Origin of the sequence: Brevibacillus sp. RS1.1 (genome assembly GCF_013284365.1) — a bacterium.
GTDB classification, from domain to species: Bacteria; Bacillota; Bacilli; order Brevibacillales; family Brevibacillaceae; genus Brevibacillus; species Brevibacillus brevis_D.
Map to the genome: position 1 here is coordinate 148,596 of NZ_JABSVA010000001.1, position 24,184 is coordinate 172,779.

At 47.5% G+C, this 24,184-nt stretch carries 22 protein-coding genes, 1 pseudogene and 1 riboswitch; of the genes and pseudogenes, 6 read left to right on the forward strand and 17 right to left on the reverse strand.

The window, feature by feature from the left end:
- Positions 1–129: 129 nt before the first annotated feature.
- Positions 130–333, reverse strand: coding sequence for a cold-shock protein (locus tag HP570_RS00550; protein ID WP_007729289.1), 204 nt, complete (start codon positions 331–333; stop codon positions 130–132).
- 429 nt (positions 334–762) lie between these two features.
- Here HP570_RS00550 and HP570_RS00555 point away from each other — a divergent pair, with 429 nt between their 5' ends.
- The gene (locus tag HP570_RS00555; protein WP_254494959.1) at positions 763–1,107 is read left to right on the forward strand and encodes a rhodanese-like domain-containing protein; all 345 of its coding nucleotides are present in this window, start codon (positions 763–765) and stop codon (positions 1,105–1,107) included.
- Positions 1,108–1,191: 84 nt separating this feature from the next.
- Positions 1,192–1,349, forward strand: a riboswitch (cyclic di-AMP (ydaO/yuaA leader).
- 7 nt (positions 1,350–1,356) lie between these two features.
- Entirely contained in the window at positions 1,357–2,157 is an 801-nt protein-coding gene (locus HP570_RS00560) for a CAP domain-containing protein (protein WP_173624588.1), read from the forward strand.
- A 64-nt stretch (positions 2,158–2,221) separates the two neighbouring features.
- On the opposite strand, the gene HP570_RS00565 is transcribed toward HP570_RS00560, so the two are convergent.
- From HP570_RS00565 to def, 3 genes are all read right to left on the reverse strand, one after another.
- Positions 2,222–2,374, reverse strand: coding sequence for a hypothetical protein (locus HP570_RS00565; protein ID WP_015891371.1), 153 nt, complete (start codon positions 2,372–2,374; stop codon positions 2,222–2,224).
- A gap of 100 nt (positions 2,375–2,474) precedes the next feature.
- On the reverse strand, positions 2,475–3,485 hold the full coding sequence (locus HP570_RS00570) for a homoserine dehydrogenase (RefSeq protein ID WP_173624589.1): 1,011 nt from the start codon (positions 3,483–3,485) through the stop codon (positions 2,475–2,477).
- A 30-nt stretch (positions 3,486–3,515) separates the two neighbouring features.
- The gene (gene def / locus HP570_RS00575; protein ID WP_173624590.1) at positions 3,516–4,043 is read right to left on the reverse strand and encodes a peptide deformylase; all 528 of its coding nucleotides are present in this window, start codon (positions 4,041–4,043) and stop codon (positions 3,516–3,518) included.
- 178 nt (positions 4,044–4,221) lie between these two features.
- Here def and HP570_RS00580 point away from each other — a divergent pair, with 178 nt between their 5' ends.
- Complete coding sequence (locus HP570_RS00580) at positions 4,222–5,529, forward strand: aminotransferase class I/II-fold pyridoxal phosphate-dependent enzyme (protein ID WP_142496843.1); 1,308 nt, start codon at positions 4,222–4,224, stop codon at positions 5,527–5,529.
- A gap of 120 nt (positions 5,530–5,649) precedes the next feature.
- Here the strand turns inward: HP570_RS00580 and HP570_RS00585 are convergent.
- From HP570_RS00585 to dacB, 10 genes and pseudogenes are all read right to left on the reverse strand, one after another.
- Positions 5,650–6,563, reverse strand: a pseudogene (locus HP570_RS00585) (DMT family transporter).
- A 61-nt stretch (positions 6,564–6,624) separates the two neighbouring features.
- The gene (locus HP570_RS00590; protein ID WP_173624591.1) at positions 6,625–7,800 is read right to left on the reverse strand and encodes an acyltransferase; all 1,176 of its coding nucleotides are present in this window, start codon (positions 7,798–7,800) and stop codon (positions 6,625–6,627) included.
- Between the two features lie 126 nt (positions 7,801–7,926).
- Positions 7,927–8,637 carry a YqjF family protein gene (locus HP570_RS00595; protein ID WP_238351974.1) on the reverse strand — a complete coding sequence of 237 codons (711 nt, stop codon included), beginning with the start codon at positions 8,635–8,637 and terminating at the stop codon, positions 7,927–7,929.
- Between the two features lie 90 nt (positions 8,638–8,727).
- Positions 8,728–10,140 carry an FMN-binding glutamate synthase family protein gene (locus HP570_RS00600; protein WP_142496839.1) on the reverse strand — a complete coding sequence of 471 codons (1,413 nt, stop codon included), beginning with the start codon at positions 10,138–10,140 and terminating at the stop codon, positions 8,728–8,730.
- Between the two features lie 134 nt (positions 10,141–10,274).
- Complete coding sequence (locus HP570_RS29895; RefSeq protein WP_173624592.1) at positions 10,275–11,489, reverse strand: DUF418 domain-containing protein; 1,215 nt, start codon at positions 11,487–11,489, stop codon at positions 10,275–10,277.
- A gap of 132 nt (positions 11,490–11,621) precedes the next feature.
- Positions 11,622–12,965 carry a branched-chain amino acid transport system II carrier protein gene (gene brnQ / locus HP570_RS00610; RefSeq protein WP_015891380.1) on the reverse strand — a complete coding sequence of 448 codons (1,344 nt, stop codon included), beginning with the start codon at positions 12,963–12,965 and terminating at the stop codon, positions 11,622–11,624.
- A gap of 183 nt (positions 12,966–13,148) precedes the next feature.
- The gene (locus HP570_RS00615) at positions 13,149–13,841 is read right to left on the reverse strand and encodes a YheC/YheD family protein (protein ID WP_173624593.1); all 693 of its coding nucleotides are present in this window, start codon (positions 13,839–13,841) and stop codon (positions 13,149–13,151) included.
- Positions 13,842–13,879: 38 nt separating this feature from the next.
- On the reverse strand, positions 13,880–14,272 hold the full coding sequence (gene panD, locus HP570_RS00620) for an aspartate 1-decarboxylase (protein ID WP_173624594.1): 393 nt from the start codon (positions 14,270–14,272) through the stop codon (positions 13,880–13,882).
- Positions 14,273–14,356: 84 nt separating this feature from the next.
- Positions 14,357–15,421: an Ldh family oxidoreductase gene (locus HP570_RS00625; RefSeq protein ID WP_173624595.1), complete on the reverse strand. Its 1,065-nt coding sequence runs from the start codon at positions 15,419–15,421 to the stop codon at positions 14,357–14,359.
- 166 nt (positions 15,422–15,587) lie between these two features.
- A complete protein-coding gene (dacB, locus tag HP570_RS00630) occupies positions 15,588–18,482 on the reverse strand; it encodes a D-alanyl-D-alanine carboxypeptidase/D-alanyl-D-alanine endopeptidase (RefSeq protein WP_173624596.1) in 2,895 nt (964 codons plus the stop codon).
- 179 nt (positions 18,483–18,661) lie between these two features.
- Here dacB and HP570_RS00635 point away from each other — a divergent pair, with 179 nt between their 5' ends.
- Positions 18,662–19,204 carry a hypothetical protein gene (locus HP570_RS00635; RefSeq protein ID WP_173624597.1) on the forward strand — a complete coding sequence of 181 codons (543 nt, stop codon included), beginning with the start codon at positions 18,662–18,664 and terminating at the stop codon, positions 19,202–19,204.
- Positions 19,205–19,466: 262 nt separating this feature from the next.
- Here HP570_RS00635 and HP570_RS00640 read toward each other — a convergent pair whose 3' ends face one another.
- Genes HP570_RS00640 through HP570_RS00650 form a run of 3 tightly spaced genes read right to left on the reverse strand, consistent with a single transcriptional unit; the run spans position 19,467 to position 21,871 of the window.
- Positions 19,467–20,198: an ABC transporter permease gene (locus HP570_RS00640; protein WP_173624598.1), complete on the reverse strand. Its 732-nt coding sequence runs from the start codon at positions 20,196–20,198 to the stop codon at positions 19,467–19,469.
- Positions 20,199–20,210: 12 nt separating this feature from the next.
- The gene (locus tag HP570_RS00645; protein ID WP_173624599.1) at positions 20,211–20,960 is read right to left on the reverse strand and encodes an ABC transporter permease; all 750 of its coding nucleotides are present in this window, start codon (positions 20,958–20,960) and stop codon (positions 20,211–20,213) included.
- The gene (locus HP570_RS00650; protein WP_173624600.1) at positions 20,960–21,871 is read right to left on the reverse strand and encodes an ABC transporter ATP-binding protein; all 912 of its coding nucleotides are present in this window, start codon (positions 21,869–21,871) and stop codon (positions 20,960–20,962) included. The genes HP570_RS00645 and HP570_RS00650 overlap by 1 nt, the downstream gene beginning before the upstream one ends.
- A gap of 152 nt (positions 21,872–22,023) precedes the next feature.
- Here HP570_RS00650 and HP570_RS00655 point away from each other — a divergent pair, with 152 nt between their 5' ends.
- Positions 22,024–22,737, forward strand: a complete 714-nt coding sequence (locus HP570_RS00655) for a response regulator transcription factor (protein ID WP_172138770.1) — start codon at positions 22,024–22,026, stop codon at positions 22,735–22,737.
- Positions 22,738–24,120, forward strand: coding sequence for a sensor histidine kinase (locus tag HP570_RS00660; protein WP_173624601.1), 1,383 nt, complete (start codon positions 22,738–22,740; stop codon positions 24,118–24,120).
- The last annotated feature ends 64 nt before the right edge of the window (positions 24,121–24,184 follow it).

Consider the following 24,184-nt stretch of genomic DNA (forward strand, 5'->3'; position numbering starts at 1 on the left):
ATAGTTCCTTTTTTTATCCATTCGCATGCAGGAAAAGGCGCTTGGGACGATCCCAACGCCTTTTTGCTTCTACGACCACGACAAAAAAAGAAACTGCCCTCGAAAGGACAGTTTCTTTGAAAAGGAGACTTACAGTTTTACTACGTTCTCAGCTTGTGGGCCACGGTTGCCTTGAACGATGTTGAATTGAACTTTTTGACCTTCGTCCAAAGTTTTGAAACCGTCACCTTGGATTGCGCTGAAGTGTACGAATACATCGTCTCCGCCTTCTACTTGAATGAAACCGAAACCTTTTTCTGCGTTAAACCATTTTACTGTTCCGTTCGTTTGCATTTGAAAAAACCTCCAAAAATTGATTTGAATATGCTAGTCATATTTACCGAAGCAAATAAAGCTCACATATCATGAAGAAATACCAGATCATGTGCGATGATACGCCTTCATGATATGTGAATTTTACCTACCCGGCAAAAATGTGAATGTCATAGGACGGAACTGCAAAATAAAAAACTAAACCTTTTGAAAACCTAAAACAATGAAAGCCCTTCCTCTCTTCCATCCTTGCGGCTCCGATGACCGCGCCAGTGTGAATCGGGGATCCAAAAATGTTATCCATCAGCATACAAACACCTCGATGAATGATTAGGTATCAATTTTTCAAGTAGCAACCTCATTCTACCATGGTTGTCCAAAAAAAGCAACCGTTCACCCTTATTCTGGACGAAGCGGGACTCTGATACAATAGGATTGGGAGGGATTACATTGCAAAATCATATTTTGACAACCATTCAATTATCTGAAATGCTTGAAAAGAAAGTGCCCGTACTTTTATTGGACGTACGCGACGCCGAGAAATTTGTTTCCGGCAGCCTCGTTCACGAAAACGCATCGACGCAAAACGTCCCCTATCTTCTTATGAAAGAACAGGACAAGCCGCTTGATGAAGAAACCGAAAAACTCGCGCAAAATGTGCAAATCGTTACCTTATGTACAACAGGTAACAAAGCTCAAAAAGCTGCGGCTCTCCTTCGTGAGCATGGTTTTCATGCAAAAGCATTGGAAGGCGGCTTAACTGCCTGGAAGGAACAATCAAACGAAACGAAATGAGCCTAATTTATCAACGATTCTAGCTATTTGCCATATATTACTCCTTTATTTCGATTGGGATTGTTTGATATCGTTGTTCATGCCAAACGAAATAAGCCGAGACTTCCTCTTTGAAAAGGAAGTGCGGGGGACTTTTTTGTGGATGAGCTATTCCACATTGGGGTGAATCGCCAAACTGGCGTAGGGTTGTTTCCTCAATCCGAATCCGACAACTAACCTCGTAGGCAAAAAAAAGGAGAGATTTGTTTTATGAAACGTTTTGGTTCTGTTACAATCGCGATGACTCTTGGTCTGGGCTTGGCTTTGACAGGGTTTGCTTCTTCTGCTTCCGCAGCATCTAACTGCCCATTGAAGAACGGACAATTCCAATTCAATGTGGGTCAAAATATGGGACAATTCCAAAAAGCACCAAATGCTCAACAGTTCCTTAACTTTTTCCAAAAGCAAGGCTTTGTTCCTGGCCAGCCACAAGCAGTACAGCTGATGCAACCTGTTAAGCAAGGACAAGCTACACCTGTACAACAACCATGCCCGTATCAACCAGGATCTTTCCAACAAGCACCCGTACAACAAGCTCCAGTACAACAAACACCAGCACAACTAGTACAAACAGCACCAGCACAACCTACCAATAATGTCACTGAGCCTGCCGCTCCAGTAAAACAAGCGGATCAAGCTAAGACGGGTGATTTTGCGAAACAAGTCGCGGATTTGGTAAACCAAGAACGTGCAAAAGCAGGTCTCAAGCCTGTTCAAATGGATGCAACACTGTCCAAAGTAGCGTTGGCAAAAGCACAAGATATGTCTGCTAACAACTATTTTGACCACAACAGCCCAACGTACGGTTCCCCATTTGACATGATGAAGCAGTATGGCATTCAATACTCGACAGCAGGTGAGAATATCGCCATGGGTCAACAGAGTCCACAAGAAGTCATGCAACAATGGATGAACAGTGAAGGCCACCGCCAAAACATTATGAACCCTGACTTCACAAAAATTGGTGTAGGCTTCACAAATGGCTACTGGGTACAAGAATTTATCGGGTAACACGCTTTGCACGAAACGAAAAGCCGGTGTCTCTTAATCGAGACCCGGCTTTTTCGTGTAGACATTAATCCGGCTGTGTTTCAGAAGCCTGTTTTTTGGGGGTACAGCAGCTTTCCTGCTCATCTAGCAAAGCAACGTCCTTTTGATTCATTTCTTGCTTGGTTGGGTAAGCAGATACTTGCTGCAGCTCGGCATTGACATCAGACGATTGTTTCATCCGTATGGCCCCCTCGCCGTTTTTGGTGGTACATCCCTAGTATGCACGCGGCTCTAAACGACTCATTCCTAAGGAACACTGGAAGCACATGCAAATGAACCTATCTGCTAATAATATGTTCAAGGTCTTTTAAGGCAGCCGCTGCTGCCGCGACAGGATCTGATTTTCCTCCAACGACCAATAAATCCCCCATGACATCTGTTTCTACCCGGATGGCTTTTGTCGTACCTGATACGGATGCAAACGGATGGGTAAAATCCACCGCACACAGCTCAACTGCTACAGAAACCGTACCATTCGCTTCCTTTTGAATCGTTCCGATCAGCTTGGGAATCTTCGTATGCTTTTTCCACGTCTCGATTTGGAACGTGGTTATTTCGCGAATACTTGCGCGTTCGATATCGGTTAGATTTACTTGCCCGCCAAAAGCAGCGTTTGCCAGGATCGTGAGCTTCGAAGCTGTATCCCAACCATCGATATCGTAGGAGGGATCCGGTTCGGCAATCCCCATCTTCTGAGCGAGCTCGACAGCTGCTGTACAGGTGAGCCCCTCTTCCATCATTTTTGTTAGCACGAAGTTCGTCGTTCCTGTAAAAATACCTTCGACTCGTTTTACTTCACAGCCTGCCAAGTTATACTGCAAAAGATCGATCGTCGGCAGAGCTGCTGCTGTTGCCCCACTAATTTTCAACGCGGTACCATGTTTTTTGGCAAGAGCGGCCAAACCAGCATAATCAACAACAAGCGCACCTTTTGAAATCGCGATCGCATGCATGGCATTCTCCAATGCATACCGAATATAAGTCAGACCAGGTCCCCCCTCTTTTTCAGATGGACCTGCCTCGATGAGTACGTCTGCTTGAACTGATTTGATAAATTCCAGCGCGTTCCAAGATGCGTTCCCTGCTTGTTTTGTATGAGCATAGTCTGCCCATTTCCCTGGATCGATTCCGTTCTCATCATAGAGGCCGGAGGATGAACGAACGATTCCCACGAGTCTGACATCTGCTTCATATAGCTCGCGGTACCGCTCCCGTCGCTCTTCCAGCAGTCTGGCTACCTGCTGTCCTACTGTTCCGAAGCCTGTCACCATAATATTCCAACGTTTCATGAGTCAATCTCCTTGCTGTTTATGCTCCGTTTATTTCCACCATTTTTTTCTATTTTTATCTTGTATCCGGTGCAAATCCTTGCGATTCAGTTTCTTTCCTGTTTTTGCCGAGTAGAGCTCTTCCGTTTGATCAATAAACAATATTCCTTCCAAATGGTCCATCTCGTGCTGAATACACCGAGCAAGGAAATCTTCGGCTTCGATTGTCTTTGTTTCTCCTTGGCGGTTCAGCGTCTGGACTTTGACATAATTCGCTCGAGGTACAATTCCGAAAACACCTGGGATCGAAAGACAAGCTTCTTGCCCTACCTGCTCACCTGATTTTTCCATCAACACCGGATTGATTAGTTCAATCAAGCCGCTGCCGCAATCCATGACAACCAAACGCTTCGGGATACCAATCTGGATCGCAGACAAGCCTGCTCGACCTTTCGCAGCATAAATGGTTTGGGTCATATCATCCAATATCTTTTCAACCTGCGGAGTAATGGATTGTACTCTTTTTGAAGTTTCACGCAAGATAGGGTCCCCCAGGCGAACGATCATACGTTCAGCCATTTCCTTCTCCCTCCCGCATTACTCAGTTTTCGATTTCAAGGTAGCAAATCAGGTCCTCGCTGTCAAAAAGAACCTCGCAAAATCTGAAATATCCCGTTAGGCAAGGGTGACAAATGCATGTAGATACGCTATCTTTATTGGTAAAGATAGATGTTTGTATATGAAAAGGGAGGCTACCATGCATTCATTGGCATCAACGCTGAACGAAACCATCCAACGAGAAAACCCGCACGTGTATGAAATGCTGTCCGATATCGCCAAGCTGATCTATTTCCCAAAAGAGGGGATTCTCAGCCAATCGGCAGAAGCGAAAGCAAAAGCGAAAAAGTACAACGCAACCATCGGGATTGCACTGGAAAACGGTCAACCGATGCACCTTAAGGTCATCCAAGATAACCTGTCAGCTTACCAGCCAAAAGACATTTACGAGTATGCGCCCCCAGCTGGAAAGCCTGAGCTGCGTGCAGCATGGCGTAAAAAAATGATCGAGGAACAGCCTTCACTGGCTAATCATACGTTCAGTAATCCTATCGTTACAAACGCTTTGACGCATGGCCTGAGCATCGTGTCGGACCTGTTCGCTGACAGCGGCGACAGTGTCATCATCCCGGACAAAAACTGGGAAAACTACGAGCTTACTTTTTCGATCCGCCGTGGTGCGGAAATGGTCTATTACCCATTATATAACGACGAGATGAAATTTAATGCTGCTGCTTTGCGCGATGCCATTCTCGCACAAAAAGACAAAGGCAAAGCCATCGTCGTACTCAACTTCCCGAATAACCCAACAGGCTATACACCAGGCCCAGAGGAAGGAAAACAAATCATCGCTGCGCTCAAAGAAGGCGCAGAGGCTGGAATCAACATTGTTGCGGTCACAGATGACGCGTACTTCGGCTTGTTCTTCGAAGATTCGATGCACGAATCTCTCTTCGCTGGCCTGTGCGATGTTCACCCTCGCATTCTGCCTGTAAAAGTAGATGGTGCTACCAAAGAGGATTACGTATGGGGCTTCCGCGTTGGCTTCATTACGTATGCATCCCCGTCCAGCGACTTGCTCAGCGCTTTGGAGCAGAAGACAATGGGAATCATCCGCGCGACTCTTTCTAGCGGATCACATCCTTCCCAAACGTTCGTCCTGCAAGCAATCACTGCACCGGAGTACAAAGCACAGAAGCAGGAGAAATTCGATATCATGAAAGGCCGCGCCAACCGCACCAAGGAAGTGCTCGACAGCGGTAAATACGATGACGTGTGGACCTACTATCCATTTAATTCTGGCTACTTCATGTGCCTCAAGCTAAAGACTGTCGAAGCAGAAACATTGCGCCAGCACTTGCTGGAACAGTATGGCGTGGGTACGATCGCTCTCGGTCAAACCGATTTGCGCATTGCCTTCTCTTGCATTGAAGAAGAAAACATTGCGGACTTGTTCGAATTAGTCTACAGCGGTGTGAAAGATTTGGAAAATGCATTGACCAAATAACAAGCTCTCTTGCAAAAGCGTCTTGACCTCGTGTCAGGGCGCTTTCGTTTTCCTTTATAAAAAAAGACCCGGATACCCACGAAATAAAAATGCGAGGGTTTCCGAGACCTTATCATCAAGCTATTTCCATTCGCTTTCCATCGACGAACGTATACGACGAGGCTGCTGTGTACCGATAAAAATGGAGGCAAGCACCAGGATCATCCCCACCCCATGCAACCAAGTAAATGCTTCATTCAAGAAAAAGACAGCCACGAGAGCAGCACTTATCGGCATCATTCCGGTGAACAAGCCCGCTTTGGATGCCTCCACCTTCTCCACCCCTTTGTACCAGAGAAAGAAGGATAAGACACTGGCCGTAACCGCATAGTACATAAGAAGCCACCAGACATTTGCAGGTACAGTACAGCACTCCAATCAAATCGCAAGCTTTCCCAGATCGCAAACGGAAGAAACAAGACAAAGCTGATGACATTAATCGCAGCCGTCATTTGAAAAGGCGTAATTTTCCCAGACAGTCTTTTGGCGAAAATCGTGAAAAGCGCTTCGCTGACGACTGCAAAAAATACGAACAAATTGCCAAGCATACTTACCCAGTTTTGCTCCACTCCGCTACCTGTGAACGTAATGAAGCCGATGCCGCCGACTGAAAGACCGATTGCCACTAAGCTGTTGGCCTGTAATTTTTCTTTGAGAATCCAGAACGAAAACAAAGCGATGCAGGCAGGTACTGTACTCGTAATGATACCCGCGGCAGTAGCAGTCGTCCACTGAACGCCGTACAGCATGCAAATACTAAACAGAAACACGCCGAAAAACGACTGCCAGAATAGCACCTTGCCTTCCTCACGGCCCCAAGACGTTTTCCATTCTCCACGCATAGCGAGCAACGGCAATAGGATGACGATCGCTAGCAAAAAGCGCAGCTCCGAAAACAAAAACACGGGAACATGGGAAACAATTTCTTTCCCGATGGAGATGTTGCTTCCAACCAAGGCCATAGCCAAGGCTAACTGTATGTAAGCGAACAGCATGACGACCCGCTTCCCCCTTCAACCTCCTACCATTCTCTGCATCTGGCCAAACTGCCTGCGATTATCCTGCGTTTTGCCATTCTTTTTGAGAGGACGGAACCTTTTTTGTCTTTTTCTCGGTTGCTCCCACTAGCCAGGAACCAAACGGCAGTTTTCCCAGCCCATATGATAGGGCAAAAGAAAGAATAGAGCACAAGACGAATGCGACCACACTCCCCCACACGCCCGTGTGAAAAAGCTGGAGCTCGCGCAAAAGCTTCATCAAGTACGTTAAGATCAGCGCATGAATCAAATAAGCTCCATACGAATACTTCCCAACGAGTCCCAGCCAATGTGTCCATTTGGACTGCTTTTTGCTCATCCATAGGCAGAGCGCGTACACAGCCAGTAAGCAAGCCATCGTATAGAGGAACATGGACGGCTTCAAGGATGTCGCTACGTTTAAATTGATATGGCCTTGCCCTGAATCATGGAAAAGCTCATAGCCAATGACTGCGTACAGGACACCAACCGAAATGATGATCCATTGCCAGTATCTTTTCAGCATGGCACGAAATGCAGGCAACGTGCAGGCAACCAAGCCACCGAACAAAAAGTAATAGAAATAATAGAACGCATTTCGATCGCGGTATTTGATGAAATACGTATCAAGCCAATTCATATCGAATCGGAAGCCGTGCGCCGGGATGTACCGCGCTGAAAACCACATGAGGCCCCCATAGATCAATCCGGTGACACCAAGAGCGAGAACAAGACGGAAGCGGCTTGTCACGAATCTGCGGAAAAGTTCAAATACTCTTTGCCAAAATGGATACAAAAGATAGAACTGAAAAATCATCACGACGAACCACAGATGATACGAGGATGTCCCTGTCAGGAAGTTTTTGCTTACATTCCAAATGAACGCTGCTCCCTCACCCAGGGGCTTCTCCATCAAGTAAAGATAAACCGCCGACCATATTCCATACGGAACCAAAATCTCGGATATCCGTTTACGTGTGAAGGAAATATAGTTCACTTTTTCGGAGTAGTTGTAAAACAATACAAGACCCGTGATGAAAATAAATGCTGGAACCGCGAATTTTAGCAAATGAAACAACATTCCGTAGATGATCGACACCTGCTCTGTCAATCCCGGCTCACGGATGTATACACCAATGACATGCTGATAAACCACAGCCAAGAATGCAAAGGCCCGGATCAGATCCAACTCACCAATTCGTTCTTTTCGAGCCATAACCAAATACCAGATCCTTCCTCTTTTACGAAAAAAAGTACTCTTCCCATCTTACCGACCAAAAGTCAGTCTGACAAGTCTCAAATCGAATAAGACTGATACCGTTAGGAGCAGTATCAGTCACCACTATCCACCTTGATCTGAAGATAAATCCGCTAGGCTGCGAATCGGCCAAATCAGGCTTTGTACCCCACGTGAATACAATGCTAGATGCGGAGTATCCGTGAGTGAGATCGACAGATTTTCGGTCATCGCGTTTTCACGAATATGAAAGGCTGTCTCCTGTAGCTGCCACGGCTCGTGTACTACATCCGCAAACATCAATTGCTTCGTTCTGTTACACCTGCAAAAGAGCGTGTATCGCTCTGTCAGCCAATGGACCAGCGTTCCCTCTTTGGCGAAAAATTTGTCACTGAGAGGCTGGTAGCTGCCTTTGAACGAAGGAGACTGAGATAGACCAGATAAGCGTCGGGAGGTGAAATCAATCCGATCCGCTTGGCGATGAAAAGCCATTTGGGCCCGATAATACGGCAGTCGGTACCAAAATTTCGCAATCTTGATCACGAGGGGATTCGACGTATCAAGCGAAAGAAAATACACGCCCGTCTTCCCTTTCGCCTTCACATACGTCCGCACATTAATTTCAGGGAAAGTCGTCGTGAATGGTACGGATGGCATCCGCCGCAGACGGACGCCACTCAGCAAAAACGGGATAATACTAATCCATGCCTTGCCCTCGTAAGTATCAAGCTCAAGCCCTGCTGGAATCAGCGTTTTGATAGACGCCGGGGAAATTGCCCAATGTAAAAAAAGAAGATGCTCCCACGTCTGCGTCATGGTCCATCCATTATACTGAGCAGGTGACTTGATTTGGATGATCCTCTGTTCGATACGAATCCCTCCCATTCGTACGTCGATCAAGCGATTTTAACTGGAAGAGGATGAATGATAGGCAAGGGGTACTTTCGTCACTTTGCTCGTCATCTCATCGAGTGAGACGAGATCCGCAGCGGTCACTTCACAAAGAGACGTTTTTCCCAGCGCGAGAATGGCAATTTCCATCTCATCCACAAACGAAAGAAAAAAGTTAGTCAAGTATTTCGCGGCTGAATCGGGGTCGAATTTGTTTTTCAAGCTCCCTGGATAGGTGATCAGCTCTGTCGGTGGTTCCCATGGTATTGCTTTTGTCACCTGATCATGAGTCATCGCCCACAAAAGAGCCGTCCCCATAAAGATGCCGTCTGCTCCCAAAGCAATCGCTTTCAAACACTCACCCGGGGTATTATATCCGCCCCCAGACAATAAGGTAATTCGTTCTTTCACACCTTTTTTCTCCAAATAGCGCACGGCGCGGGTCAGGGCATAAATCGTTGGCAAACCGAAATCATCCTCCAGAATTGGAGGTCCTCCTTTTGTCCCCGCTTGTCCGCCATCAATACTGATAAAATCTACACCGGCTTGGATGACAATCTCCAGGTCTTTTTCAAGAATGGCACTGGCGCAGATTTTGACGCCAATCGGGACGCCGTCTGTTATGGTGCGCAGCTTGTCTACGAGCTGCTTGAGATCTTCCGGCTTCTGTACTTCCGGATGCCGCGAAGGAATGACGATCATTTCTTCGTCCTGAACCCCCATGATTTTAGCAGCTCTTCCCTGAATATATTCAGCGGGGATAAAGCTCGCGGAAGCTGCTGTCGCCCCCTGTCCAAAATGGATTTCGATGGCGTCCGCCTGTCGCAAAATCTCCGGCTCCTTTGCCCACTTTCCCGAGTTGTATTGGAGAATCAGATGTTTGGCGAATTTCCTTTCTTCCGGCAGTAACGGACCTTCCCCCGTATTCGTCAAACTCCCCACGGCGGCCGTTCCTTTTGCAATCGCGATTTTCACATCCTCACTTACACCGATACCGTATCCCATCGCCCCTGCCATGATCGGAATGTCCAAGGTTAACGGCTTTTTTGCCATGGGTCCAATCGTGATTTGCATATCCACTTCTATATCCTCACACGCAGGCATCATAGCCAGCTGGGCAGGAGAAAATATCAAGCTATCGAAGTTCAAGAACTTGCGTGGACTTCCGAAAGGACGTTCGATGGCTTGTCCAGTAGCTGCTCGCAAGCTGTTCTCCAGAACATAGCGAGGACTGACTTTGGTCATTGCAGAGACCATCTCGAAAATATTTTCCGGATAGCGGTCTGACATAAGGCGCTTCATGAACTTGGCGAGTAACCACTGTGTAAGAGGACGAAAAAGACAGATCAAAAGCAGTCCCACCACGATGAGAGCTACCATCGATCCTACAAAGGAGCCGATCAAAAACGGAATCCAGTTGCCAGCCATCCTCTTTCTCCTTCCTACTTTTCAGAGCGCTGCTGCTTGTTACCCGGTTTGTGAGATAGGAAAATTTTGCCCCAACTCTTCCACTTTTATCCGATGCTCTACCCTCACGCTGAAGGAACAAAAAAACGTCCACCTTAACTGGACGTTTTCGAGAGAAGCCCTCCTTTTCGTTTCATTGGTACAAATTTGCCGTATGTCAAACAACGCCAAAGCCATTCTGCCGGACCAAACTGGTAGTTGGCGAGCCACCAGCGACTAGCCAAGATTTGCGCAGAGAAGATCACCAAGCTCAACACCAATCCGAGCGCCAATCCAGACGTTCCATACAAATGTCCAACACGTACAACCAATATGATGATGATGGTTTGGCTCAAATAGTTGCTTAATGCCATTCTGCCAACCGGTTCCAAATGCTTCAGTATGCGCTGTCCGCTCTCTTTCCGATAAAGAAGCAACAGTGACGTGATGTAAAAAGCGCACAGACTAAGACCGCTCCAGGTAACAAAAGTCTGAACGGCGACCGAGATCGAGGCAGGGAATTTTACGATGCCAAATTGAACAAGCGGAATCATCGGTACAAGCACAACACTCAAGCTCAGCGCCAGCCACCATACGCGGCGAATGGCTGGAATAAATTCTTCCGTCCTCGCAAATACTCCCCGCTTGGCTGCCAAGAATCCGAATAAAAAAAGAGGAAATACCGATAGGATGACAAAAAACTCAAAAGGAAGGACTACCGGAATTTCGTAACCAAGCCGGAATTGCAACCTCTCGATAATCGACCCGTTCGTATACGTATTGATTGCCTTTTGAATGAGCGAAGACTGATCAGGCATAGAACCCAGGTTCTCGGGAACAGCCAGAATCAGAGCAGACAGGGTCTGCATACCAATCAAGAGCGTCCACGCCCATCTTTTGATTGTCTTTTCTTGTCTGTGGTAAAACAGCAACAGGAGAAAACCAGCTAGGGCGTACGTATGAAGAATATCTCCATACCAGAGGAAAACGAGATGGGCCAAACCAAAAATCAGCAGAACGGCTAATCTGCGAGTAAATAGACTCCGATAAGGCAACTGCTTGCTCTCGGCACGGTGCATAAACAGAAAAAAGCCTACCCCAAACAAAAACGAAAAGATGGTGTAAAACTTCGCTTGTACAAACATGTTAAACAAAAGCCGTATCCAACCATCTATTTCCGAATGCGTATTGACCATCCCTGCATCTGGTAAGAACATGATAGGAAACAAAAATGACGGCATATTCACTAGCAAGATCCCCAGGAGGGCAAAGCCTCGAATCCCATCAAGCTGCCGGATTCGCTCACCTTCCGCAACAGGTGCTACTTTCACGTCAATGAACCTCCTTAAAAACTCCTAATATTTAACACTTTTAATACGAATGAATCTTGAAAAAAGTAACAAAATGCTTCTTCCACAACAAAAAGAGCTTCGCAAAATCGAAGCCCTCTCTTTCGTGCTACCTTATTTGGATGGGGTGGTTGTTGTTCTTGTTCCTGTGCGGTCTGTCCTTTTCCGAAAATCAAGCAAAACTCCGACAAAGCCTGCAAATATTGCTGGCATGATCCAACCGGCGCCTTCCTTATAAAACGGAAGGAAACCCAAGATATCGTTCCAGCTCTGATGAAAAAACGTAAGATTCATCAAATCCACGACACCAAAAACCGTCACAACGGCGACAGTCGTCATATACACAGACGAATGCGCAGGTATCCACCGCTCAAGCAACGCCAACAAAATGAGTACGATAGCAATCGGATAAATGGCCCCCAAGATCGGGACAGATACACTTAAAATCTCCGATAGGCCCAAGTTTGCGACACCCATGCTCAGGACACAGAGAATAATCGCCCATGCTCTGTAGGATAAGCCTTTGAATCGTCCATGAAAGTATTGACTGCAAGAAGTTACGAGTCCGATGGATACACAAAGACAGGCAACAGTAAAGATGACACCAAGAATCAGCGTACCGCTTGTCCCAAATAGCTGCCTCATGATTGCTGTCAGGAGCAGTCCGCCATTCTCCGGCCGTCCTAAAGACGCACCGGATGAACCAAGCAATCCCAAAATGACATAGATGAATGTCAGCAACATACCTGCTCCAATGCCTGCCTTGATCATATTCGCAGACAGTTGCTTTTTATCCTCAATTCCCTTGCTACGCAGTGTATTGGCGATCACGATCCCAAATACAAGTGCAGCCAAAGCATCCATCGTTAAATACCCGTCCAGAAAACCTTGCACAACGGGATTGGTGGCATATTTTCCTGCTGGTACCCCCGTTGGACCAAGTGGTGTGAATAAGCTCTTAACGTAGATCAATGCAATCATAGTTAACAGTGTAGGCGTCAGTATTTTCCCAAAGCGATCAATCAATTTGGAAGGAGTCAGACTGAACCAAAAGACAATGCCAAAAAATACGAGCGTATAGAGGAAAAGACTCCAGGGGGAATCCACGGCTTGCGCCGGCAAAAATGGCGCCATTCCCATCTCGTACGCGAGACTACCTGCGCGCGGGATAGCAAGTGCGGGTCCAATCGACACATAAATCAAAATAGGAAAAATAAGAGCAAAGCTTGGATGAACACGACTTGCCAATTGGTAAAAGCTCCCTGCCTTTGCGATGGCAATCACACCAAGAATGGGAAGACCAACAGCAGATAACACAAAGCCTGCAATCGACAGCCAAACAAAGGAACCAGCCTCTTGACCCAGATAGGGTGGAAAAATAAGGTTTCCTGCACCAAAAAACATCGAAAACAGCATAAAACTGACCAGCAGCATTTCTTTCTTAGATAAGGTTATCATCGACGTGTATATTACCTCCCATCTTATTGAGAGGCATTCTATCAACTTTTGCGCTCCTTCGCTAGTAGTAACGCCATAGTTGTAATTGAAAGATTTTTCTCACTACCATTCGTTGAAAAAAAACTGAGAAAACCACCTGTCCATCTCTTACCGTTTGAACCACAACGACAAGTGGTTTTCCTCTTATCGTTTTCGCATGGAAACAATTCGTTTGTAAAAGGTCTTATCCTCCAGCTTTTGAAAGAGAGCAAGTGAAGGTCGGAAGTTGGCCTCAATAATCCACGGTTTGCCATCCACATCAATCCCTAAGTCCAAACCGATCTCCCGTAGTGTCGGATAGACTCTTCCCAATCGATTAGCTACTGCCGATGCTATCATGCGGATATCACGCAAGAGATGTGGGCCCGCTTTTATATTCGACAGCTTGATTGCTGTCTGGATGGGCAAAACTTTTCCACGGCTGCGAGCCACATTTGTCACGACAAAGCCCGGACCTGCAAGCTTTGCACACCACCCCGTTATCACCCAAGGCTCCTTATTGCTCCTGCGCTGGATCATGACACGCACATCAAAAGGCTTGCCCTTGATTTTCCCGAGTGGGATACGTGGCTGGAGCAGATATGTTTTAGGTCGAAACAACGACTCCACGTATCGGATCGTGGCCTCCTTCCCCTCCACGAGACGCTGACGACTCCCACTATGGACCAAATACTTCTCTTCTCCTCGCGCCGTTACTTGAATAATCCCTGCCCCACCGCCGCCTCCCGAAGGCTTCAGCATCACGTGTGTAAACGCTTCTGCATACTCCCAAAGCTCTTCAGGAGAGTACACGCGGGTTTTGGGCAAATACTCCAGCAAAAGTTCGTCTTTGACCATGTGTTTATGCTTGCCCCATTTTCCTACGTTTGGCGGTTTTATGGCAGTGTCTCTCCATTCTTTATCAGATGATGCTCCTCTATTTTCGTGAGGCGATTCTGTTCGTCCACAAACACGACCTTGGGAACGAGCTGTTCCATCTCGGATTCATCGTACATGCCCATACTCAAAATGATGACGAGATCTCCCGGCGAGAATAAGTGGGCAGGTGGACCGTTCAAACAGATGACTCCGCTTCCCGATGCTCCGGGTAACGCGTATGTTTTCCAGCGCGTGGCATTACGCAAACTGGTTACTTGCACGATTTCATAAGGCTTGATATCTGCCGCATCCATGAGAGCAACGTCAATTGTGATACTCCCCACGTAATCCAGTTCGGCCTGCGTAACTGTCGCTCTGTGAATTTTGCCTTTGCACATGTGTCGTTGCATAGACGGTTCACTCCTTTCCAAACCGATGACATTAGTCTATGTCGGATGGATTGTCCATGAAACCGCCTGCGAAAGGAAATCTGGTTAGGGGAGATAACACGCTGCCTGCAAATCGACTCCATAGGTGCGGCATAATTGGCTCAGTTCTTTTGTCAGATTTGGATCGAAAGGAATACCGTTTTCCATTCGTTCTTGCTTTTTTCGGCTCTCGATCTCCCCAGGAATGAAAATGTCCGAGACACCTTCTTTCCTAGGTACACTTTTCACCTCACGAATGTAGGCATCCATATTGGCACAAAAATCGGGGAGTGGTATAAATCGTTCAATATCCACTGTCAAGAATAGATGTCCTACGTTTTGTGGATCGTGCCAATTGTCATACAGGCTTTTTACATGTGGTCCCGTTGCTGCACCGGTTAGCAGCCCACACAAGATATCGATGAACATCGCCAATCCGTATCCCTTTGCTCCCCCGATCGGCAAAAGTGAGCCTAACAAGGCTTTTGTAGGATCAGTCGTTTCCTTCCCATTGGCATCGATGGCCCAATCTGCAGGAATGGATTCTCCTTTTTTAACGGCTAAGGCGATTTTTCCCCTGGCAGCAACACTTGTAGCCATATCTAGCAAAAAGGATGGCTCTTCTCCTGCCGGTATTCCCGCTGCAATCGGATTTGTTCCGAAAAAAGGGCGAATCCCACCTGTTGGCGCCATGGCTTCGGGGGCGTTAGAAAGGACAATGAGAATCTTTCCTTCTGAGATCGCTCGTTCTGCATAGTACGAACAGGAGCCAAAGTGGTTGGAATGCCGAACACCAACTATCCCGATTCCCATCTGCCGCGACAATTTAATTGCTTCCTCCAATGCCGCAACCCCGACTACCGCACCCAAATGGTTTTTGCCGTCTACCAATGCTGTTGCTCCCTCCTGTTTCCATACAACAGGTTCATCATTCAATTCGATCAAGCCTGCTTCGATTCGTTGGATATAGATCGGCAGCCTCGCCAAACCATGGGATTCGATGCCGCGCAAATCAGCATGGATGAGGGATTCTGCGACAAGCCTTGCATGCTCATGTCTGGCACCTGCCTGTACAAGCACTTCTGTTACGACTTGCTCCAAACGCTTCCAATGAAAGAGTGCAGGGTGCATCTTTTCTTTTTCCCCTCCTTCACCGCTGTTCTATACTTCGTCTGCATCCTAATCTGAATATAGATATGTCGCCCGTTGATTGACCGCTACAGGCATTGACCCAGTTCAGGAGACGATACCAACAGAAAAAGGAGCACCTAGTAATTGGCACTCCTTTTTCGTATATCTATTCGTAACTGGCTAGTATCGTAATAATCTGATCCTGCATCTTGGTAAACAGCTCTTCATCCTCGACATAGCCATTAAATAGAATCGAAACGATGAGCTTCTCCCCGCCTTTTGTCGTGATATAGCCTGACAGTGTGTTCACACCCGTCATCGAACCTGTCTTCGCATGAAGATTATTTGCGGCAGGTGTGTCCTTCAAGCGGTTTTTCAGTGTACCATCTATTCCCGCTATGGGTAAAGATTCATCATAAGCAGCAAATGTCGATTCCTTGGTCATCCCTTCAAGCACAGATGCGATCTGCCGAGCAGAAATTAGATTGTAGCGGGTCAAACCAGACCCATCCATCATGTCGAAGGTGGTATTCCCGCCAAGTGAAGCTACAGCTTCCTGAACGACCTCTGCACCACTGGCTGCGCTCCCTTTGCCTTTCTTTGCCGCTCCGAGCGTCTTGAGGAGAATTTCTGCGTAGTAATTGTCACTTCGCTTGTTGAGGTACTTAACGATGTCCTTGAGCGGCAGTGACTCAAATTGTGTCCATTTCACAGCTGCAGGAGGAACTGGCTGGATCAGCACTTCGCTTTTTGGAGCAAACGCAATTCCTTGCTGCTGCAACGTTTCCTTCAGTACGGTCCCCACGTACTTGGCTGGCTCCTCCACGGGTACGCGCTCGTAATCCCCTTCGTGATCAAGCGGGAGGTTCCCTGACAGTCTGATGGTATTTGCTCCACGGTCACGCAGGATCGCAAACGTATTTTCTTCCCCTTTTTGTACGGTCTTGGCTTCATTGATCACCTGCACATACGCTGTTTTGGGTAGCACATTGATGTCCACTGGCTTGCCAGCATCGTTAGCGGGCTTGAATTCGATCATGACCGTCCCTCGGTTTAATGCGAGAGCCCCTATGGTCGGGTTGTAATAGTAGCTCTCGTCATCCCATGCCCAGCCGAGGCCAAGCCGTTGTTGATCAAAGTAGCTGTCATCCATCACGAGGTTCCCGTTGATACGCGTGATTCCTTGTTGCTTGAGCCACCCCGCTATTTTTTCAATCGACACACCTTCCTGCACCTGTAGTGCATTCTCCGTATGCAAGGTAGGGTCACCGTATCCTTTCACATACAGATTGCCTTGTTGTATGCCCCTTGAGGTGATCGGGGCATCTCCATACACTTCTGTTTTAAAGACGTAATCCGAGCCAAGCTGGTTCAACGCGGTTGCGGTCGTCAACAGCTTCAAATTCGAAGCTGGGGTAATCAGTGTGTCCGCATCCCGCTCGTATAAAACAGGATCACCTGTTGAATCCAACGATTTGATCAAGATTCCAGCCGTTACCCCTGCTGCTTCCGGCGTATCTAGGATGGGATCGATCATAGCAGAGAGTGGGTACGACTTTTTCTCTGGAAGGCTGAATCCTTCCGGTGCTGCGATATCCGGGTAGGTTGTTAACAAAATTCCGATTCGATCCTGTAGCTCCCTTGCATACTTCGATTTATAAATGCCGTTGATCAAAATCGAGAAGGCCAGCTTATGACCATTTTTTGCCGTTACATAACCCGACATCGTATTGACTCCGCTTAATGAGCCTGTCTTCGCTACCAGGTTTTTTTCCGCACTGGTTCCTTTCATGCGGTTTTTCAAGGTGCCGTCTACTCCCGCGATTGGGAGTGATTTTTCCAGTTCCGTTCGATATTCTTGCTCCTGCAAAAAGATGAGTGTTTCGATTATCTGTTCCGGAGTGATCATATTAAATCTCGATAACCCGGAGCCGTCTACCTGACGGAAGCCTGACTCAATGCCAGCTCGCTTCATCACGTCCGCTACCGCCTCACTGCCTGCTTCAAAGCTGCCCTCACCTTTCTGGGTAACGCCCAGTGTCTTTACAAGCATCTCCGCATAGAAATTGTCACTATCCTTATTGAGCTCCACCGTGATCTCACCTAATGGTTTGGACAAGTGGGTATAGAGAGGCACTCCGCTTTGCAGCACGGTTTTTTTCACTTCTGCCTTCGGATGTAAGGCAATCCCTTGTTTTTGCAACTGATCCTTCCATAGATCGCCTACATAAAAAGCCGGGTCTTCCATCGTGACATCTTCATCATAAGGAGCTGCTTGCACCCCGATCGTACCGGATACGATGATTTCATTTTTTCCGCGCGGACGCTCGACAAGCACGTTGCTCTCCTTGCCCGCTGTCGTTTTCAACTGGTTTGTGACTGTTATGTATGTGGTAGCTGGGTTCATCGTCAGGACGGGGGCATCGTTCACCGTTTTTCCAGGGGTTGCGGTTAGGGTCGTAACGTTTTTATTTACGGCTAATCCACTTATCTGAGCGCTGTACCCATACGGTTCGTCATCCCACATCCAGCTCGTGCCCAGTCTCGTCTCATCGAAATAGCTGTCATCGAGAAGCAGGTTTCCATTGATTCGTTTGATCCCCAAATCTTTGATGGCTTTTGCCATTTGCTGCAAATCCTCTGGCTTCAGACTAGGGTCCCCATAGCCTTTTAAAATCAGATCTCCTTGCAAAATACCTCCGTTATTTACCTTTCCTGAAACAAACACCTCGGTCTTCCATTGATAATCCGGCCCCAGCTTATCCATACCCGCAATGGTCGTAAACAGCTTCATGTTGGAAGCCGGGATAAAATTTCGTTCGGCATTGTGCTTATATACGTACCTTTTGTCGGGTAGATCGTAGACCGCAATTCCAGCGTACATCCCCTTGCTATTCTCATCGTTTTTCAAATCGGCGAGGAATTTTTCTATGTGGAGTGCAAGAGGACTAGAAGAAGTGGCCTCTTCCTTGGCTAGCGCAGGCGAAGCTGCTACCTGCAACAAAAGAGCCAACACGAAAAACCACGTACCGACACGTCGAAAAGCAAATAATTGATTCATGATAACCTCCTTGTCATAGTCTGGGCGATTTCAACCAACAAATCACAGTACGCCACCATGATAGCACGTATTCTATTTATTCGGAATATTACCATTATACTAAAAACATACAGGCATGAACGATACCCATTCCGTTCATACTACCTTCAAGACTTCTTTTGTTTGGAGGAAATGGTTTCATGTTCTATCAATTGCTGCTTTGTCTGTCACTTCTCTGCAGCTTTTCATTCCCTGTCCATGCCCAAACGGACATCGGGCGGGTACAAGTAGATCCCTCCCCCTTTTCTTCCCTTGCGGAGCTCGTCAAAAAGTGCGACTTGATCGTCATCGGGCGGGTAGACAGTACCCATCGGGCGTATCCCACGGGACGCACCCTTCCCCAGGGTAAGATCGTGAACTACACACAAAGACTCCAGGTAAAAAAGGCCGTAAAAGGCACAGCATCCCGACTATTAACAGTCGTTAGCACTGGCGTAGAGCCGCTTCCTGATGCCTCCAGTCCGCTCAACCTGCAATATCCTGGGCCGCTGGCGGAAGGGAATTATTTATTGTTTTTACGAAAAGTGAGCGGATCACAGCTGTACAGTACAGCAGGTCTCTGGCAAGGCATTTATCCAATCTATCAAGGAAAAACAATTGCTCTTTCCAACCTTGGCTTTACTGAGCTGAACCAGGTATCACAAGAAGAAGCCATCCGAAAAATAACAGCGATATCCCGCTAACACCACAGCAAAAAACCGCTCTATGGAACGAGCGGTTTTTTGACGCTTCCATCATGTGCTGTCAGTTGCGCATCACGTAGATAAAAATCACCATAGACACAGCACAAGCGAGTACGCTGAGAATAAACCCCCAGATCACCCATTTGCTATTCGTCTTGTTTATGTGTTTATCGTCCATGGAAACTTCTCCTCATTCGATCATTCACCTTCTATTATAAGGTTGTTTGACAGGAAAGGGAAACCGTTAATATGGCGAAAACTGTTAAAACCCTTCTCTCGTAAGACGACGAATCCCCAGCGCACAACCGCTCGTCACGAACAGTACACACATGACCACGAACGCCCCCAGCTCTCCTAGTGACAAACTTTCTTGACTGAGCACGCCCATGCCAATCGTCAAAAGTGACTGGGGAAAGAACATCCCGAGCCCAGACACATACAAGCCCAACCCTACAAAAACAGAGCAAACACTAATGCCGACAGGTACAGCAAAGCTCTGTATCCGCGTAGAAAGCCATAGCTGGAAGGAAATAATGGTGAGCGAAGCCAGCCAGCCTCGCATCATCCACCCGAACACTTCCAAAGGAAACGAAAAATGTGCATGTAGTCCAGCGATGAAACCCGCGCAAATATACAGCACGAAGAAGAAAAGCTGCACACCAAAAAGAAGAACGCCAACCACCACCAGCTTCGCGAAAAAAATCGTTGGAGTCGATACAGGCGCTGTCAGGATTACATTCCAGTTTCGGTTTACATGCTCCAATCTGCACGCAAACGAACAGCAGATTGCGATGAGAATGGGCAAGAAAAATTCTCCGTAGAACAAGCTCACCTGCGTCCACAGGCTGTACCAGCCATTTTGCAGGATCGCTTGGTTCATCCAGTAGTTGGCAAAACCGATCAGCGTACTGAAAACAGGAAGCACAAGCAAAACGAGCCATATACGAGAGCGTCGAAGTTTTACCCATTCTGCTCCCAAACATCTGATTAGCATACAAGGTCCTCCCTATACGTCTTGCCGGGATACGTGAATGCTCCCAGCAAGGTAAAATGCGATGCCCATGAGTACGACGATGATCGGCAATTGAATGCCGATTTCTCGTGTAGTAAACCGCATAGTTTCGTTCACGTACTGATACGTAACGGGCGAAAAGTTTACATAGTACGACCAGATGAAAAGGCGTCCGACTTGTGGCGGAAACAAGCTTGCTGTCATGCCAATGAATCCCCCGATCATCCCAAGGCATAGGCTGAACGCCTGATTTTTGATGGCGAGAGAGACCCATTGTTGCAGAGCGATCACCACGAGTGTTGTCACCGTGGTTCCTACCACAAAGCGGAGTAATAGGCCAATCTGGACTGGCTCGGCTAAACCAAAACCAATGCCAAAGGCCACGATCGCCAAAGCTTGTAGAATGACGGCACCTCCCATCAAAACAGCCGCAGAGACGAATTTTGCCGCATAAACAGCTTTCCTACTGACAGAAGCAGCCATCAGCAGCTTCCATGTACGCCCTTTGTGTTCCATATCACAAATCCGTGAAACAATGACAGCCGAACCGATCGGCAAAAACAATCCGTTCATGGCTGTAATCGTGACAAGTATGGCGCTCCACGTCTGCGCATCCGGATTTTTTGTCATGGAGATACTGACAGCCATAAACCCCCATGCCAGTTCGATACTCAAAAGAATGGCAAGCATGAGAAACAAACGCTTATGTCGAATTTTATAAAACTCCAGCCAAAGCATCCGCATTACAAACTTCCCTCCTTGCCTGTAAGGGAAAGGAAAATACTCTCCAAGCTTTGTTTGTGCACTTCAATGCGATAAACATCAATGCCCGCCATCATCAGCGCCCGGTTTGTCTGGGCTACCTCTCTATCCCCCATCCCTTCCATAACAAGGAAGCCATCTTGGAGACTTGGAGAAAGCTCCCGCTCTTGAAGAACTCTTCTCGCTTTGTCATTGTCCTGTGTTTTCATCCAAACACGAGGCCGACTATTCCGTTGCAGTTGCTCCATACTCCCTTGAAACAAGAGTTTCCCCCCGTGGATAATGCCGATGGACGTGGCGACTTGCTCGATTTCCGATAGCAGATGGCTGGAGAGCAAGACCGTCATTCCATACTGGTGTGGCAATGATTGAATCAATTCCCGAATTTCGCCGATTCCCGCAGGGTCCAGACCGTTTGTCGGTTCGTCGAGGATGACGAGCTTTGGAAAATGCAGCAAAGCCATGGCAATTCCCAGTCGCTGTTTCATCCCGAGCGAATACTGGTCTACCTTTTTGTTCTGTTGTTTTTCCAAACGAACGATTTGCAGGGCCTTCTCTACTTGTTTGTCCGGGACATCTCGCAACCGCTGCATGACGCGCATATTTTCCAGACCGGTAAGATGGCCGTAATAGGAAGGAGCCTCGATCAAGGAACCCGTCTGACTCAATATCTCAAGTCGATTCCTGCTAAAATCCTTCCCGAATACAGATACACTCCCTTCAGTCGGCTTGACTAAGCCTAGCAGCATTTTCAGAGTCGTCGATTTTCCTGCACCATTTGGACCGAGGAAGCCATAGACCTCCCTTTCTCCTACCGCAAGATTCACCCGCTGGACGCAATAGGCTCCTCCGTAGTTTTTGGAAAGGTTTTCTGTTCGAATCACCGTATTCATCTCTTCTCGCTCCTATCTGTTGGTCTCTCCTACGAAATCTTAGAGTCCCAACCCGTCGATAAGCTGACAAGAATCTTACAACAACCTTAAATCGACTCCGAGTGGGTAGAACACACAAATCGAACGAGTATAATAAATACGGGTGATTCAATATGGAAGAGTGGAAACAGAAAAAAGTGCTCATTGTGGAAGATGAGCTAGAAATCAGAAACATGATCGATGGATTTTTACGTAAGGAAGGATTCTCTCGAATTTTTCATGCGGGTAGTTGTAAAGAGGCGTTAGAGATATGCGCTTCGGACAAGCCAGATATCGCGATCCTGGATGTCATGCTTCCTGATGGCGATGGATTTGGACTATTGACTTCGATCCGTCGTTTCTCGCAAATCCCTGTCATTTTTCTGTCAGCGAGAGGGGAAGATGAAGATCGATTGCTCGGACTTGGCCTGGGCGCTGACGACTATATTGTGAAACCATTTTTACCGCGCGAGCTCGTTCTTCGTCTTCTGGTCATTTTACGACGCGTTTACGCTCCTCCCCAAATCGATCGTCTCCCCGTTTTCCAGCTTGGTGATAGTACGATCGATTTGGAGGCAGCAATCGTGACGAGAGATCACCACGAATATGCTCTGACTGCAAAGGAACACGCGCTCTTGCGAAAACTCTATGAAAATCGAGGACGAATCGTCACGAGCGATGCCCTGTGCCAATCCGTATGGGGGGACGATTACTACGGGTATGAAAACACCCTGATGGTTCATATGAGGCGCATTCGCGAAAAGATCGAGCCATGCCCGTCCACTCCTGAATATTTGCTCACGGTAAGAGGACTCGGATACAAATTACTCGTAAAGGAAGAGTTGTAGATGGATGGAGCCGCACGAATTTTACGTCGTTATACAGGTGCTTCTATCCTGATCGCCGTCTTTTTGCTCATCGTCAATTACATCATTCTCGGCACATTTGTTTTCAAAGGAATGAACGAGGGCTCTCCTCCCATCCACGTCACACAAGCTGTCGCAGAGGGGCTGCACAAGAACGGTTCCCACTATACGTTGGAACCAAATGCACAAGAGTGGTTGCAAAAAAGCCAGGCTTGGGCCATGTTGATTGGAAACGATGGGAAGGTCATCTGGGACTACGCCATACCGAACGAATTGCCCCGCACTTATTCTCTGGCAGGAGTGGCGCAGTTCTCGCGAAATTACTTACAGGACTATCCTGTTTTTGTTTGGGAGCATGAGTTGGGGCTGGTCGTCGTGGGCTACCCGAAGGACAGTCTCGCCAAGTACCAGTTTCATTTTCCGATCAGTTGGATAAGCGATTTGCCATACCGCTTACTGGCTTTGCTTTTCGGAAATATCCTGCTCGCCGCTCTTCTCTCTCTGTTCATTGGCTCTCGACTCATTCGGGCAATCCGCCCACTGATTAGCGGGATTCACGCTCTGTCAGAAGATCAGCATACACATGTCGAGGCAAAAGGAATGTTCAGCGGGATTGCAAGAAGCATCAATCATGCATCGTCGCTTCTGCAAGAGAAGAACGCTTTGTTAAAAGCCAGAGACGAAGCACGCTCGAATTGGATCGCTGGAATCTCCCACGATATACGCACGCCACTATCAATGGTGCTCGGGTATGCCAGTGAACTGGAAGAGAGCGACGCGGTGCCTTACGAGCAGCAGCAAAAAGCAAGCATTATTCGAAAGCAAGGGGAAAAGCTCCGGTCTTTGGTCAGTGACTTGAATCTCGTTTCCATGCTGGAATACGAAATGCAGCCCATTCATACCAAACCGATTCGGCTATCGACACTTGCGCGGCAAATTGTCACTGACTTTTTAAACAATGATTTGGCAGAGACGTTTACCATTGAGCTGGATGTCACGACTGAGCAATGCTTCGTAATGGGCGATGAAAAACTTCTTGTCCGCGCCATCACGAATCTGATCCTAAACAGCATCGTGCATAACCCATCAGGCTGTCACATCCACGTGCAAACGGCCCTGTCACCCAACCAGCGCAATGCTCTTTTGATTATCACTGACGACGGAAAAGGCATTGAGCCAAGCATGCTACCTGACTTGGTGGAATTGCCTTATTCGTCGAAAAGAAAATCTCCCTTACAAAATGGTCATGGTCTCGGGTTGCCCATGGTTGCACGGATTGCTGCCGCTCATCATGGACACCTGCTGTTAACAAGCGATACAGGAAAAGGGATGACAGCAGAACTTTGTTTCCCCCTCTCCTCCTAAAGGGAAGACATCATAGAGAAAGCACCTCCTCTGTCTGGCTAATCGAGAGTAGACTCTCAAAAGC

Coding starts and splice junctions, on each gene's coding strand:
- HP570_RS00550 (WP_007729289.1), bottom strand. CDS start 333: ATGCAAACGAACGGAACAGTAAAATGGTTTAACGCAGAAAAAGGTTTC.
- HP570_RS00560 (WP_173624588.1), top strand. CDS start 1,357: ATGAAACGTTTTGGTTCTGTTACAATCGCGATGACTCTTGGTCTGGGC.
- HP570_RS00565 (WP_015891371.1), bottom strand. CDS start 2,374: ATGAAACAATCGTCTGATGTCAATGCCGAGCTGCAGCAAGTATCTGCT.
- HP570_RS00570 (WP_173624589.1), bottom strand. CDS start 3,485: ATGAAACGTTGGAATATTATGGTGACAGGCTTCGGAACAGTAGGACAG.
- def (WP_173624590.1), bottom strand. CDS start 4,043: ATGGCTGAACGTATGATCGTTCGCCTGGGGGACCCTATCTTGCGTGAA.
- HP570_RS00580 (WP_142496843.1), top strand. CDS start 4,222: ATGCATTCATTGGCATCAACGCTGAACGAAACCATCCAACGAGAAAAC.
- HP570_RS00590 (WP_173624591.1), bottom strand. CDS start 7,800: ATGGCTCGAAAAGAACGAATTGGTGAGTTGGATCTGATCCGGGCCTTT.
- HP570_RS00595 (WP_238351974.1), bottom strand. CDS start 8,637: ATGACGCAGACGTGGGAGCATCTTCTTTTTTTACATTGGGCAATTTCC.
- HP570_RS00600 (WP_142496839.1), bottom strand. CDS start 10,140: ATGGCTGGCAACTGGATTCCGTTTTTGATCGGCTCCTTTGTAGGATCG.
- brnQ (WP_015891380.1), bottom strand. CDS start 12,965: ATGATAACCTTATCTAAGAAAGAAATGCTGCTGGTCAGTTTTATGCTG.
- HP570_RS00615 (WP_173624593.1), bottom strand. CDS start 13,841: ATGGTCAAAGACGAACTTTTGCTGGAGTATTTGCCCAAAACCCGCGTG.
- panD (WP_173624594.1), bottom strand. CDS start 14,272: ATGCAACGACACATGTGCAAAGGCAAAATTCACAGAGCGACAGTTACG.
- HP570_RS00625 (WP_173624595.1), bottom strand. CDS start 15,421: ATGCACCCTGCACTCTTTCATTGGAAGCGTTTGGAGCAAGTCGTAACA.
- dacB (WP_173624596.1), bottom strand. CDS start 18,482: ATGAATCAATTATTTGCTTTTCGACGTGTCGGTACGTGGTTTTTCGTG.
- HP570_RS00635 (WP_173624597.1), top strand. CDS start 18,662: ATGTTCTATCAATTGCTGCTTTGTCTGTCACTTCTCTGCAGCTTTTCA.
- HP570_RS00640 (WP_173624598.1), bottom strand. CDS start 20,198: ATGCTAATCAGATGTTTGGGAGCAGAATGGGTAAAACTTCGACGCTCT.
- HP570_RS00645 (WP_173624599.1), bottom strand. CDS start 20,960: ATGCGGATGCTTTGGCTGGAGTTTTATAAAATTCGACATAAGCGTTTG.
- HP570_RS00650 (WP_173624600.1), bottom strand. CDS start 21,871: ATGAATACGGTGATTCGAACAGAAAACCTTTCCAAAAACTACGGAGGA.
- HP570_RS00655 (WP_172138770.1), top strand. CDS start 22,024: ATGGAAGAGTGGAAACAGAAAAAAGTGCTCATTGTGGAAGATGAGCTA.
- HP570_RS00660 (WP_173624601.1), top strand. CDS start 22,738: ATGGATGGAGCCGCACGAATTTTACGTCGTTATACAGGTGCTTCTATC.